Source organism: Dyella sp. C9, assembly GCF_003332825.1.
Classification (GTDB): domain Bacteria; phylum Pseudomonadota; class Gammaproteobacteria; order Xanthomonadales; family Rhodanobacteraceae; genus Dyella.
Window position 1 is genome coordinate 90,619 of record NZ_QIRF01000006.1, and the last position, 13,098, is coordinate 103,716.

Sequence of the window (13,098 nt, forward strand, 5' to 3'; positions counted from 1 at the left end):
CCGCCTCCTGCTCAGACGACGAAGCGCTGCACCGTCCTGTTCAACGCTTCCGCTCCCTGGGTCAGGTTGGCGGTAGAGCGCGCGATCGTGTCGCAGGCGGCCGCCGATTTCTCGGTTTCCTCGGCCACCTGCTGGATCGCCGTGCTCACTTCGCGCGCCGCCACCAGCTGCTCGTCGGCGCCGCAGGAAATCTCCGAGATCGCCTGGGTGGTGCGCCCCACGCCGGCCACGATCTTCTCGAAGGCTTCGCCGGCCTGCTTGGAGATCTCGCTGCCCTGCGCCACGCGCTTCACCGACTCGTTGATGAGCTTGGAGATCTCCTTGGTGGCCTGCGAGGAGCGCTCGGCCAGCTTGCGCACTTCGTCGGCCACCACCGAAAAGCCCAGGCCATGCTCGCCGGCACGCGCGGCCTCGATGGCCGCGTTGAAGGCCAGCAGGTTGGTCTGGCTGGCGATCTCGCCGATTACCTTGATGATTTCGCTGATGTCCTCGGAAGACTTGTTGATCAGCTCCATCGACTCGATCGAACGGGCAATCGCCTTGGCGCCGCGCTCGGCTTCCTGGTGCGTGTCCTTGGCCAACTGGTCCGCGCTGCGCGAGTTGTTGGCGATGGAGTTGATCGACGCGGTGAGCTCCTCGATCGAGGCGTTCATCTCCTCGACGGTTGCGCCCAGCAGCTGGGCGCCACTGGCCACGCCGCCGGCACGGCCGGCGATCTCCTGCGACGAACCGGAAAAGCCGCTCGCCGAGTGGACCACCTTGCCGATCACCTCGCGCAGGTCGGACATCATCTGCTGGATGCCGTCGGCGAGCTGGTCGATCGGCTCGCTGCCCTCCACCCGCACCACGCCGGTCAGGTCGCCCTCGGCCGCACGCCGCACCACCGAAAGCAGCTCGCCCACCTTGCGCTGGTCGTCCGCGGCGCGGCGTTGCACGCTCTCTTCCAGCGCCACCTGGGCGGTCACGTCGGTGGCGAACTTCACCACCTTGTGCAGGCGCCCGTTGACGTCGAAGATCGGGTTGTAGGTGGCCTGGATCCAGATCACCCGGCCACCCTTGCCCACGCGCTTGTAGCGGCCGGCATCGAACTCGCCGCGATTGAGCTTGGCCCAGAACTCGGCGTACGCCGGGCTCGCCGCGTAGCTTTCCTCGCAGAACATGCGGTGGTGCCGGCCCTGGATCTCGGCGAACTCGTAGCCCAGTGCCTTGAGGAAATTCTCGTTGGCGCTGATCACATGGCCGCCAAGGTCGAACTCGATGACAGCCTGCGCCTTGCTGATGGCGTCGACCTTGCCTTCGTATTCGGCGTTCTGCTGGCGGCTGGCGGTGACGTCGGTGGCGAACTTGATCACCTTGTACGGCGTGCCCTCGGCATCGAATACCGGGTTGTACGAGGCATTGATCCAGATTTCACGGCCGTCGCCGGCGATGCGCTTGTACTCGCCCCGGTCGAACTGGCCACTGGCCAACTTCTCCCAGAATTGCTTGTATTCGCTGCTCGCCACGTAGGACGGCTCGCAGAACATGCGGTGATGCTGCCCCCGGATGTCCTCGAGCTGGTATCCCAGCGCCTGGAGGAAATTCTCGTTGGCATCCAGCACATGTCCCTTGAGATCGAACTCGATCACCGCCTGGACGCGGTTGAGCGCTTCGGTGACCGCCTTGAGTTCATGCAGCTCAAGCGGCATATCCGGTGTTTCCTTCCCCATGACCTATCCCCTCGATAGTTAAGGGCGCCGGGCACGGTGCGTGCCACGGACGCGCGACATCGGGCGCTCCGGGAGGAAGCCGCACACCGGAAAGATGCTTTCCCTGCATCTTTTCGGTGGTAAAGCGCCATGGCGATCACCGGCGCGCAAGACGCCCTACCCATGCGCCCCGTTTCGCATGGGCATGTTGTGAGTTCGCGCACTTCCCCCGCATGGGGCTATCGACAGGACGGGAGGTTCCTTTAGGCCTTTTTGCTCAAGTCGTTTCGGACGTCCATTTCGCAAACCCTTGCCGTACGCCACTTATTCATGCGTTCTTCACAAGCGGGGCGATTGCCCGTCGCGGCATCAAGGCGCCGCGACCTTTGGCTTGAGCGTCGACTGCGGGCGGGCCTGGGCGTACATCTCCCAGGCGATCTGCTTGAGCAGCGCAATGCGGTCATTGCCCTGCACGTAGAGGTCGAAATGGGTCTTGCCCGGCAGGAAGCGGAAGTCCGACTGCGCATGCAGGCCATCGAGGACGGCCTTCAGGCGATGCGCGGCGCCGTCGAGGTAGAAGGTGTCGGCGGTACCGACGATGAGGTGGATCTTCCCATCCAGGTCGGGCTTGAGTTCCGGCCAATGCGCCTGCAGGCGTTGGGCGACGTCGTAGTGGTCACGCCAATAGGCCACTACGGCGGGATCGACCTGGCCGGTATCGCGATCGAACATCGGCATGGGGCGGCCATCCTGGCCGCGCGGCGAAAACACCCATTCGAAGGAGGTCATCTGGCCACCATAACTGCCCAGCACACGCTCCTGCTGGGCGTACTGCTGCAGCGTGGCGATCACCTTGCCCTTGTCGCGGATCAGTGGATAGGCCGAACCGTCGGGCCGGTGATAGACATTGGCATCCGCGGCGTACAAGTCCACGCCGGTGAAGTCGTGGAAGTCGCTGGGATCGGGCGAGGTGGACCAGGTGCCGCCAAACATCTTGGGATAGCGCGTCTGCAGCCACAGCGTGGCCCATCCGCCGGAGGAGTGGCCGTTGAGGAAGCGGCCAGAGGCCCTGGCGTCCATGCGATACCTGGCTTCCAGCGCCGGCATCAGTTCCTCGATGAGCGCCTGTCCCCACGGGCCGTTGTTCACCGAGTCGGCGAACTCATGCGTGCCGGTGGGGCTGGACTCGTCCAGGTACACCCAGATCATCGGCGGCATCTCACCCTTGGACATCGCCAGCCAGGTGTTGGTGATGGCCGGGGCGAAGTACCCCAGCCCGCCACCGAACCCATGGGTGAAATACACCACCGGGTAAGTCGTGTCGGCCGCAGGATCGTAGCCTGGAGGCAGCAGCACGAAACCGCGCATGTGGATCGGACGGCCCCAGAACGCCGACAGCGCGGGGCTGACGAAATCGATGTCCTGCGTGTGGCTGCGCGCCTCCGGCATGCCGTCGCGCACGGCCTGTGGCGACGTGGGCGGCAACGTCCAGGCGTCCTTGGCCGGTAGCACCTGGGTCAGCGTCAGCGTTGGCGTGGTGGTTGCCGGGAGATGGATCTTCACCACCTCGCTGACGGCATCGCCCGCGCCCCGGCCGCCATAGTTGTAACTGTGGTTACTGTCCAGCACCGCCTGCACGTAGTAGTCACCCGGAGGCAACTGACGGAACGCGCCCGGGAAGGCCAGCCTGTCGGCATCGATGTCCGCCCCCTGCCCGGGAACCAGGCGACTGACCTCACGCGCCGCCACGCTCACCGCATCCGGTGCCAGGGGACTGATGTCCACCTCGTCCACCTTGCCGCCATGGCTTTCCGCATCGGCGCTGGCCGCCGGCTCGGCAAAGACCAGCAGGCGGCCCGACGCGGGGCTGCCCTGTGGCAACGCGGAATCAATATGGAAACGGCTGGCGGCGCTTGCCTGTGGATGCGAGCAGCCGGCACCGGCGGCGAGCACGAGGCACAGCAGGACGGCGAGCTTCAGTGGACTGGACGACATGTTTTCCTCCCCAAGATGGGCCCGATCGGCGGCCCTGCATGCAATGCCCCGGGCGCGTCGATGCGACCCGCTTACTCTGCCTTGGCGGCCTTTACCGGCGCCAATCGCAGGTCCTGGAAGTCGAAGCTGAAGTCCGTCAGCGGCGACACCGGCTGCATGCGCACCTCGCGCACCTTGCCATCGGCATCCAGCGCATAGCTGACGAACGCATCGGCGTTGAGGGCACGGTCATCCCAGCGCACGATGAAGGTACTGTGCTGCCACGGCTCCATGGTTCCCACCAGCTGCGCCGTCTTGGAGAACGCCAGGCGCAGCTTGCCGCCTTGCTGGCTGACGATCACGTCGCCATACCAGGGATCACGGAAGGTGCCGGCATAGCCGGCGAGCGGCAGGGACGGCTTGCCGCTCTTGTCGCGCGAGGCCTCGTGCTTCTTGAGGCTGTCGTCGGCATTGCCCTCGGACTTCTTCACCGCCGCGGCGTAGGCGGCCACCCAGTCCTTCTTGTCGCGGCCCATGTAGGCATCGAGCACGCGATAGGTCACCGCGTTGAAAGCGGCACCCGATTCCTGGTTGGTGAGCACCACCACGCCGAGCTTCAGCTCCGGCACCAGGGTGACGCGCGACACCATGCCCGGCCAGCCGCCGGTGTGCCACACCAGGCGCTGGCCACGGTAGTCGGAAAGGAACCAGCCTTCTCCGTAGCCGGCAAAGTTGGGCCGGATGTCCTTCAATTCCGGCACCGGTGGCTCGGAGATCTTCATCGGCGTAAGCATCGACCACATCTGCTTCTGGCTGTCCTCGGAGAACAGCGCCTTGCCGTCGGGCAGCCTGCCACCGGCCAGCTGCACGTTCATCCACTTGGCCAGGTCGTGCACGCTTGCGTAGATGCCGCCGGCACCCGGGTTGTTCGACCATGCCATTGGCGGCACCGGCTTGAGTTCGGTGAAGTTGAACTTGGCATGACCCATGGCCACGTCCATGCCGGGCTTCAGGTAGGTCATGTCCACCAGCGACTCGTCCATGCCCACCGGCGTGAAGATGCGCTCGCGAATGAAGTCGGCGTAGCTCTGCCCCGACGCCTGCTCGATCACCAGCGTGGCCACGGCGAACAGGATGTTGTCGTAGGCATAGGCGCTGCGGAAGCTGGTGGCCAGCGGCACGTTGCGCAGGCGCTCCACCACTTCCTTGGTGGAATAGGAGGTCGGAGGCCAGTACAGCAGGTCGCCCGCGCCCAGGCCCAGGCCGCTGCGGTGCGCCAGCAGGTCGCGGATGCGCATTTCGCGCGTCACGTAAGGGTCGGACATCTGGAACCATGGCAGGTGATCGATCACCCGGTCGTCCATGTTGAGCTTGCCCTGCTCGGCCAGCATCTGCAGGGCGGCGGCCGTGAACGCCTTGGTGTTGGAAGCGATGGCGAAGCGCGTGCGCGCGTCGACCGTTTCCGGCTTGCCCAGCTCGCGCACGCCATAGCCCTGTTCCAGCACGACCTGGCCGTCCTTCACGATGGCCACGGCGATACCGGGCACATCGAACTGCTTGCGCACGCTGTCCACGTAGGCCGTGAAGTCCTCCAGCTGCGCCGGCACGGCGGATGCGTTGCTGCCCGCCACCACCGCGGGTGGCGCAGCCGCCGTGGCCGGCTGCTGGGCCCACAGCGGGGCCGAAAGTACCAGCAGCGCGCAACAACCCACGAGGCGCGGGGACAGGAATCGCAGGGACATCGATCGAGCTCCAGGTTGGCAAACCACTCCACTATCGCGGCAAACACCGCGCAGGGCCAGCACTGGAAGTCACGGTGCGCCGCCCTCGACGGCCTGCCTGTGAGGGTCCATCATGCCCTGCCCCATGGAGACCCCCGGCCGATGAACAACCTGGTGGACTGGATCGCCACGCACGCCTTGCCGCTGTGGGGCACGCTGCTGTTGTTGGCCATGCTGTGCGGTGACCTCGCCTGGCAGTGGAACCGGCGCCAGCGCGAAGCCTCGCTGGCACGAGGGGTGGAGCCGGTGGTCATCCGCGGCCGTACCGCCCTGCTGCTGGTCCTCGCGGCGATGCTGTTGTTCGCGGCCATTGCCATCGCTGTCGTGGTCGAGGCGCGCAGCTGGCTGTCGGGTTTCGACACCTCGCTGGCGCAGGACCTGCGTGACCGCATGCAGCCCACGGTGCTGCACGTGGTGGCGATCGTCTCGCACCTGGGTGACCTGTGGTCGGTCGCCACCGCGGCGGCCGTGGTGCTGTCCATACTGCTATGGCGCCGCCTGCCCGCGCTGGCCACCGCCTGGGCCATCGCCCTGTTCGGCATCGTGCCACTCAACAGCGGGCTCAAGCTGTGGTTCCAACGGCCACGCCCCCTCTACGACCGCGGCTACATCGTCGAGCACGGCTGGAGTTTTCCCAGCGGTCATGCCTTCGGCGCCATGGTGTTCTACGGCATGCTGGCCTATGTGCTGCTGCGGGTGCTGCCGCATCGCTGGCACCGGCTGGTGGTGGCCGTGGCGGTGGCCATGGTCACCATCATCGGCGTCAGCCGCATCGTGCTGCAGGTGCACTACTTCAGTGACGTAATGGCCGGCTATGCCAGCGGCCTGGTGTGGCTGGTGCTGTGCATCGCCAGCGCCGAAGCGTGGCGCCGGCGCACACGCCGCTGAGGCGCATGCGCCTCAGCGCGGCGAATACAGGCTCTGCTGCAGCAGCTTCCTGGTCGGCTCATCGGGTGCGCCGAGCCAGATCAGGTCGTCATTGGCCGGATCATTGCTGTCCACCTCCTCGCGCGCACCGGGCTTGCGCCGCGCGAACAAGCCGGCCATGGCATGCGTCTGTTCGTCGTACAGCAGCAGGATCCGCTCGGACGGGCAGTCATGCGGTTTGCATGCGGTCGCCAGCAATTGCGCGCGACCGGATAATTGCACGCGCTCCACCGGCGTGGAGGTCCCGCCCTGGCTGGTCCATGACGGCAGTTGCTCCGCGCCGGAAAGCGCGGCGAACGCGCTGGAAAAATCCGGGCGCTGCAGCAGGTCGGTGAAATACAGCAGGCCGCCGGGCGTGCTCGAACTGGTCGCCAGCGTCGGTGCAGGCAAGGGTACCGTGGAAGCGACAGCGATCGTCGCGGTGGCGGCCTTCGCCGGCGCATGGCCGGCACCGTCGTCCGGCTGCCTGGAACAGGCAACGCAGAGCAGGAGCAAGCCGGCGGCGATGATCGAGCGGTGAAGCATGAAGTTCTCCTTGGGGGGCGACGCCACCTGGACCGGATCGCGACCAAGGAACCAGGGCGGCCGGCCATGCGCCGACACACCCTGGCGAAATGGTCAGGCCAGCGAGCGCGCCGCGGCGACCACGTCCGCTTCGCCCGGCAGCACCAGCAGGGCCGCGCCCGCCAGCGGCGTGTAGGTGTCGGCACCCACCACGCGCTGCAACGGCGTGGCGCCGCTGCCGCCCTCGACGATGGCGGTGATGACGCCCTCGCCTACGCCCGCGCTGCGCCGGCCTTCATCCAGCACGATGATGCGCTTGGCCGACTTTGCCTGCGCCGCGATGAAGGCATCGTTGAGAGGCGCCAGCCAGCGCAGGTCCACCACGCGCACCTTCAAGCTCAGTTCGGCCTCGATGGTGCGTGCGGCGCGCAGCGCCATCGGCACGCCATTGCCGAAGGTGAACACCACCAGGTCGTCCGCGTCCTCGTGGTAGACGCGTCCCTCGCCCAGCGGCATCGCCTCGCCCGGGGCCGGATACGCGAACTGCCACTGGCCGTCGCCGGCCTCGTAGAGGTCCTTGGTCATGTACAGCGCGATCGGCTCCAGGTACGCGCACACGCGGCCATCCACCTTCGACAGCGCCATCATCGTGCGCAGCATGTTGGCCGCATCGTCGCCACGGCTGGGACAGCCGACCACCAGGCCCGGGATGTCGCGCAGCGCGGCAATCGAATTGTCGTTGTGGAAGTGTCCGCCGAAACCCTTCTGGTAACCCAGGCTGGCCACGCGCATCACGATCGGGTTGCGGTACTGGTCGTTGGAGAAGAACTGCAGCGAGGCTGCCTCGCCGCGGATCTGGTCGCAGGCGTTGTGGAAATACGCCAGGTACTGGATCTCGGGGATGGGCAGCATGCCCATGTTGGCGTAGCCCTGGGCGAGGCCCAGGATGATGGTCTCGTCCAGCAGCGTGTTGAACACGCGGCTGCCCTTGAAGGTCTTGTGCAGGCCCTTGGTGACGGTATACACGCCGCCCTTCTGCGCCACGTCCTCGCCAAACAGCAGCGACTCCGGGTACTTGGCCATGATGTCGTGCAGCGCCTGGCCGATCTGGATGGCCAGGTGGCGCGGCGGCTGGTTCTCCGGCAGCTTGTCTTCGCTGCCGAACGCGGCGAGGCGGCGATCCTGGTAGTCGGCGCGCTCGGCTTCGGCCTTCACCGCCTCGGGCGTGTACGGCGCCAGAGGCTTCATTACCTCTTCCAGCGAGGTCAGGCGCGGACGGCGGTCGGCCTCTTCCGCGGCCTCGAAGCAGCGCTTGCGCGTGGTCTCGTACAGCGCCAGCAACGACTCGCGGGTGTACAGGCCCGAGGACAGCGCGATCTCGGCCGAACGCAGCAGCGGGTCGCCGGCTTCCACCTGGAACAGCTCTTCCACGCTGCGCCACTCGATCTCGAAGTCGGTGCCGGCATGACCCATCACGCGGGTGGTCCTGAGGTGCAGGAAGGTAGGACGGCGCGTGGTGCGGCAGTGTTCCACCGCCTCCTGCACCTGCGCGTAGCCGCTGGCCAGGTCCAGGCCATCGGCAAAGAAATAGTCGAGGTCGGCGCGGTGGCGGAAATTGTTGGCCACCCAACCCGACGGCGTCTTCACCGAGATGCCGATGCCGTTGTCCTCGCACACGTAGAGCACCGGCGCCGGCAGCTTCTGATAGGCCGTCCACGCCGCCGCGTTGAACGCGGTCTGCGCGGTGGCATGGTTGGAGGAGGCGTCGCCGAACGAGCAGATGGCGATGCTGTCCGCGGGGATGGGCAACTTGTGGCCGATGCGGCGTGCCTGCTCGATCGCCACCGCGGTGCCCAGCGCCTTGGGCAGGTGCGAGGCGATGGTGGAGGTCTGCGGCAACACCCAGAGCGGCTTGCTGCCCCACACCTTGTGGCGGCCGCCGGATGCCGGATCTTCCATGCTGGCGGCAAACGACAGCGCCGAATCCATCACCGGGTCCATGCCCGGCAGCTTGCGGAAACGCTCGGCCATGAAGCCGCCGGAGCGGTAATGCAGGAAGGCCGGATCGGTATGGCGCGTGAGGCGTGCCACCATGGCATTGCCTTCATGGCCGCTGGAGCCGATGGTGTAGAACACCTTGTTCTGCACGCGCAGCACGCGCGCCATCAGGTCGAGATGGCGACTGATCAGCTGCGACTCCAGCAACTCGCGAAAGCCCTGCGCATCGAGCGAACTGCCGGGCAGCACCGGCGCGTGGTCACCGCGCGGCGTGTGCACCTCACCCTGCCACAGCTGCACGAACTCGGTGAAGTTCTGGTCGACGATCTCGGCGCGGTTGAAACCCTTGTGGCGACCCGTGAGGGAATACGGAATGGCGGTCATGATGTCTCGTCAACGAACGGCCGCGCGTGCGGCGGACAGGAATGGGGATTGCTACAGCGCGAACACGTCCTCTCCCCGCTGGGGAGAGGGTTGGGGTGAGGGGCCACGCTTGCGGCAAGATGGAACCGAAGCATGCTTCGTAGCACCGTCATCGCGAGCCCCCGCCCATCACGCCTCTCCCCGGCGGGGAGAGGATGTCAGGATGCGCAACGGCGATGCACTCAGCGCGCGCAACGTCTTCGCGCGCGCCAGGTCCTTCTCGCGTCCAAAACTTTCCAGTATGCGGATCTGGTCCTCGATCGAGGGCACCGGCACGGCGAGTCCGTTCAACCCGGCCAGCGACAGCTTTCCGGCAACGACCGGCTTCCAGCCGTCGCCCTGGTCGAGTTCCAGCCCGCCCATCACCTCGACCGGCAAGCCCGGGAACCGGAAGCGTGCGAAGTACGAGCGGAAGCGATGCCCGTCGGCGGGCTCATGCGTGGCCTCGCGGCGATCGGCCCACAAGGCCATCAGGCGCTCGGCATCGGCGCGCGAGGCCAGCACATCCACGTCGGCCACGCTCACCGAGGCGCCCACCAGCAAGGCGGCCGCGCTGCCGATCACGCACCACGGCTCCACGCAGTGCACGTGCAACTCCGGCACGATCTCGGCCAGCGTGGCGTACAGCGCAGGCGTGACGTGGCTCATGCGCCGCGGCCCCGCCACTGGGCGCGGGTCTGGCCCCAGATTTCGATGGGCGCGTCCTGGAACGGCTCGGGCAGCCGGCCCGGGCCACGCAGGCTCGAGCCGAGCTTGCTCGCCAGCGCCTTCGACGGCGTGTTGGCCGGATCGATGCTGTGGATCACCTCGTCCCAGCCTAGCTGGTCGAAGGCGTAGTCCATGCAGGCCACGGCGCCTTCCATCGCATAACCCTTGCCCCAGGCATGACGGGCCAGCCCCCAGCCGACTTCGCGGCCCGGCCAGCCCTCGGGAAACCAGGGCCCCATGCGGCCGATCCAGCGGCCGCTGGCCTTCTCGATCACCGAGAACATGCCAAAGCCCTGGATGGCCCAGGCACCGGCCATGGTCAGAAAACCACGCCAGGCCACGGCACGTGACTGCAACCCGCCGATGAAGCGCGCGGATTCGACGTCGGCCATATTGGCGGCCCAATCGTCAAAGTCCCCGGCCTGCGGTGGACGCAGGACGAGGCGTTCGGTTTCGATGCGGATGTCTTGCCAATTCACGGGCAACATATCGACCTCCCATCCCCCTCGCCGTCATTCCGGCGAAAGCCGGGATCCAGTGACTTCTGGTCAAGCCAAGGCGCTGGATCCCGGCTTTCGCCGGAATGACGCGCGTGCGGGTGACGAGTATGAGGGCATTCGCCCGCCGTCACGACGAGCATGCCGGCGTTCACGCACTGGGATGACGAGCGTGCGGACATTCGCGGGGTGGAACCTCAGAACGCGTTGATGCCCGTCAGCTCGCGGCCGACCACCAGCTGGTGCACGGTTTCGGTGCCTTCATAGGTGATCACCGATTCCAGGTTCAGCGCATGGCGGATCGCCACGTGCTCGGTGGTGATGCCGGCGCCGCCGAGGATGTCACGGCACTCGCGCGCGATATCGATGGCCATGCGGCAGTTGTTCCACTTGGCCAGCGACACCTGGGTCGGCTGCATGGTGCCGGCGTCCTTCAGGCGGCCGAGCTGCAGCGACAGCAGCTGCGCCATGGTGATGCGGCGGGCCATGTCGGCCATCTTCAACTGCACGGCCTGGTTGGAGGCCAGCGGGCGACCGAACAGCACGCGCTCCTGCGTGTAGTCGAGCACTTCCTTAAGGCACGCCTGCGCGGCGCCGATCGGGCCCCAGGTGATGCCGTAGCGCGCCTGCGTGAGGCAGCCCAGCGGCCCCTTCAGGCCCTTCACGTTCGGCAGTCGGTTGGCTTCGGACACACGCACGTTGTCGAAGAACAGCGCGGAGGTCACCGACGCGCGCAGGCTCATCTTCTTGTGCACTTCCTGCGCGGTGAAACCCTTGCTGTCGGTCGGCACGATGAAGCCCTGGATGCCGTCCTCGGTCTGCGCCCACACGATGGCGATCTGAGCCACGTTGCCGTTGGTGATCCACATCTTGGCGCCGTTGATGACCCAGTCGCCGCCATCTTTCCTGGCGTGGGTCTTCATGTTCGCCGGGTCGGAGCCGCCATGCGGCTCGGTGAGGCCGAAGCAGCCGATGATCTCACCCGCAGCCATCTTGGGCAGGTAGTGCATCTTCTGCTCTTCGGTGCCGTAGGCGTAGATCGGGTACATGCACAGCGAGCTCTGCACCGAGGCGAAGCTGCGCAGGCCCGAGTCGCCGCGTTCCAGCTCCTGGCAGATCAGGCCGTAGCTCACGCCGTTCATGCCGGCGCAGCCGTATTTTTCCGGAAGGGTGGCGCCCAGCAGGCCCAGGCTCGCGATCTCCGGAACCAGCTCCTTGGGAAAACGGCCCTGGTCGAAGCAATCCCCGATGATCGGCAGCACGCGCTCGTCGACGAAGCGGCCGACGGAGTCCTGCACCATGCGCTCTTCGTCGGACAGCAGCGAGCGGACGTCGTAGAGGTCGAGGGGATTCAGGCGAGCGGACATCTCAGGGGGTTCCGTGACTGGGGTAAACAACCATTCTAGCGGCCCTCGGCGGGCCGGTCATGGCGGGGTGCAACAGGGCCAGGGTAGGCGCCCGGGGCCGGCTGTGGGACCATGCGCGCTCCCCCGCCCTCCGTGCGCCTCCCGACAGGACGAGGCCCCCGGATCCAGTGCCTCGTGGCCCCATGGACCAGGCTGGGTCCCAGCCTGCGCTGGGACGGCGGACGGACACTGTTGCCTGCCCGGATCATTCATGTTCAAAGGCGTTCTACTCGGCTTCGCCTGCTACGCGGCCTACGCGATCAGCGATGCCTTCGTGAAATCCCTGCACGGCACCCTGCCCGCCTACGAGGCGGTGTTCTTCGGCGCGGTGCTGATGCTCAGCGCGCTGCCTTTCATCCGCAAGCCCGGCGACCGCTATCTGGAAGTGTTCCAGGCACGCAAGCCGAGCCTGTGGTGGATCCGCGCCGTCACCGGGGCGATCTGTAACATTTCCGCGGTGATCGCCTTCACCGCGCTGCCGATGGCCGAGGCCTTCGCGCTGATTTTCCTGCTGCCGATCTTCGTGACCCTGCTGTCGGTGATCTTCCTGAAGGAACACGTGGGCTGGCGGCGCTGGTCGGCGGTGATCGTGGGCTTCCTCGGCGTGCTGGTGGTGCTGCGCCCGGGTTTTCGCGCGCTCGGCATCGGCCATCTTGCCGCGATGACCTGCGGGCTCTCTGGCGCGGTTTCGGTGGTGGCCCTGCGCATGGCCGGGCCGCACGAGAAGCGCATCAGCCTGTATGGCGCCGGGGTGATCGGCCCGCTGGTCAGCGGTGGCCTGCTGATGCTGCCCACGTTCGTGTGGCCGAACCTCCACCAGTGGATGCTGCTGGCAGGCTACGGCCTGCTGGCGGGCCTGGCCGGCGTGCTGCTGATGCTGGCCACCCACCACGCGCCCGCCAATCGCGTGGCGCCCACTCAATACAGCCAGATGCTGTGGGCGATCTTTTTCGGCTACTGGCTGTTCGGCGACCATCTCGACTGGCCGATGCTGATCGGTATTTTCATGATCCTCGGTTCAGGTCTGTTCACACTCGTGCGCGAAGAACAGGTCACGAACTGGTGGAAACGCGCTCGCATGGTGTAAACACCGCCTTTTCCGGCGCCCCGACGCACCACGCCAACCGCACCGCATCGCCAATTTCACTCATGCATGTGCCAAACGTTTAGGGACATGCGCACAACGCGTTCT

At 66.5% G+C, this 13,098-nt stretch carries 10 protein-coding genes; 2 read left to right on the top strand and 8 right to left on the bottom strand.

Going from position 1 to position 13,098, the window contains the following annotated elements:
- Positions 1-11: 11 nt before the first annotated feature.
- From DVU99_RS10095 to DVU99_RS10105, 3 genes are all read right to left on the bottom strand, one after another.
- Positions 12-1,688, bottom strand: a complete 1,677-nt coding sequence (locus tag DVU99_RS10095; protein ID WP_114240085.1) for a methyl-accepting chemotaxis protein — start codon at positions 1,686-1,688, stop codon at positions 12-14.
- A gap of 369 nt (positions 1,689-2,057) precedes the next feature.
- Positions 2,058-3,683 carry an esterase family protein gene (locus DVU99_RS10100; protein WP_114240086.1) on the bottom strand — a complete coding sequence of 542 codons (1,626 nt, stop codon included), beginning with the start codon at positions 3,681-3,683 and terminating at the stop codon, positions 2,058-2,060.
- A 71-nt stretch (positions 3,684-3,754) separates the two neighbouring features.
- On the bottom strand, positions 3,755-5,404 hold the full coding sequence (locus tag DVU99_RS10105; RefSeq protein WP_114240087.1) for a serine hydrolase: 1,650 nt from the start codon (positions 5,402-5,404) through the stop codon (positions 3,755-3,757).
- Positions 5,405-5,545: 141 nt separating this feature from the next.
- Here DVU99_RS10105 and DVU99_RS10110 point away from each other — a divergent pair, with 141 nt between their 5' ends.
- Positions 5,546-6,331, top strand: coding sequence for a phosphatase PAP2 family protein (locus tag DVU99_RS10110; protein ID WP_114240088.1), 786 nt, complete (start codon positions 5,546-5,548; stop codon positions 6,329-6,331).
- Positions 6,332-6,343: 12 nt separating this feature from the next.
- Here DVU99_RS10110 and DVU99_RS10115 read toward each other — a convergent pair whose 3' ends face one another.
- From DVU99_RS10115 to DVU99_RS10135, 5 genes are all read right to left on the bottom strand, one after another.
- The gene (locus tag DVU99_RS10115; protein ID WP_114240089.1) at positions 6,344-6,895 is read right to left on the bottom strand and encodes an Ivy family c-type lysozyme inhibitor; all 552 of its coding nucleotides are present in this window, start codon (positions 6,893-6,895) and stop codon (positions 6,344-6,346) included.
- Between the two features lie 93 nt (positions 6,896-6,988).
- On the bottom strand, positions 6,989-9,256 hold the full coding sequence (locus tag DVU99_RS10120; protein WP_114240090.1) for a thiamine pyrophosphate-dependent enzyme: 2,268 nt from the start codon (positions 9,254-9,256) through the stop codon (positions 6,989-6,991).
- A 168-nt stretch (positions 9,257-9,424) separates the two neighbouring features.
- Positions 9,425-9,943 (bottom strand): hypothetical protein, encoded by a 519-nt coding sequence (locus DVU99_RS10125; RefSeq protein ID WP_114240091.1) that lies wholly within the window; start codon positions 9,941-9,943, stop codon positions 9,425-9,427.
- Complete coding sequence (locus DVU99_RS10130) at positions 9,940-10,482, bottom strand: GNAT family N-acetyltransferase (protein ID WP_114240152.1); 543 nt, start codon at positions 10,480-10,482, stop codon at positions 9,940-9,942. Before DVU99_RS10130 ends, DVU99_RS10125 begins: the two co-directional genes overlap by 4 nt.
- A gap of 215 nt (positions 10,483-10,697) precedes the next feature.
- Entirely contained in the window at positions 10,698-11,867 is a 1,170-nt protein-coding gene (locus DVU99_RS10135; protein WP_114240092.1) for an acyl-CoA dehydrogenase family protein, read from the bottom strand.
- 250 nt (positions 11,868-12,117) lie between these two features.
- Here DVU99_RS10135 and DVU99_RS10140 point away from each other — a divergent pair, with 250 nt between their 5' ends.
- Positions 12,118-12,993 (top strand): DMT family transporter, encoded by an 876-nt coding sequence (locus DVU99_RS10140; protein WP_114240093.1) that lies wholly within the window; start codon positions 12,118-12,120, stop codon positions 12,991-12,993.
- Positions 12,994-13,098: the final 105 nt, after the last annotated feature.

What these genes read in the sequence shown, in the direction of transcription:
- DVU99_RS10135 (WP_114240092.1), bottom strand. Translation starts at nt 11,867, where the DNA reads ATGTCCGCTCGCCTGAATCCCCTCGACCTCTACGACGTCCGCTCGCTG.
- DVU99_RS10105 (WP_114240087.1), bottom strand. Translation starts at nt 5,404, where the DNA reads ATGTCCCTGCGATTCCTGTCCCCGCGCCTCGTGGGTTGTTGCGCGCTG.
- DVU99_RS10125 (WP_114240091.1), bottom strand. Translation starts at nt 9,943, where the DNA reads ATGAGCCACGTCACGCCTGCGCTGTACGCCACGCTGGCCGAGATCGTG.
- DVU99_RS10140 (WP_114240093.1), top strand. Translation starts at nt 12,118, where the DNA reads ATGTTCAAAGGCGTTCTACTCGGCTTCGCCTGCTACGCGGCCTACGCG.
- DVU99_RS10095 (WP_114240085.1), bottom strand. Translation starts at nt 1,688, where the DNA reads ATGCCGCTTGAGCTGCATGAACTCAAGGCGGTCACCGAAGCGCTCAAC.
- DVU99_RS10110 (WP_114240088.1), top strand. Translation starts at nt 5,546, where the DNA reads ATGAACAACCTGGTGGACTGGATCGCCACGCACGCCTTGCCGCTGTGG.
- DVU99_RS10120 (WP_114240090.1), bottom strand. Translation starts at nt 9,256, where the DNA reads ATGACCGCCATTCCGTATTCCCTCACGGGTCGCCACAAGGGTTTCAAC.
- DVU99_RS10100 (WP_114240086.1), bottom strand. Translation starts at nt 3,683, where the DNA reads ATGTCGTCCAGTCCACTGAAGCTCGCCGTCCTGCTGTGCCTCGTGCTC.
- DVU99_RS10115 (WP_114240089.1), bottom strand. Translation starts at nt 6,895, where the DNA reads ATGCTTCACCGCTCGATCATCGCCGCCGGCTTGCTCCTGCTCTGCGTT.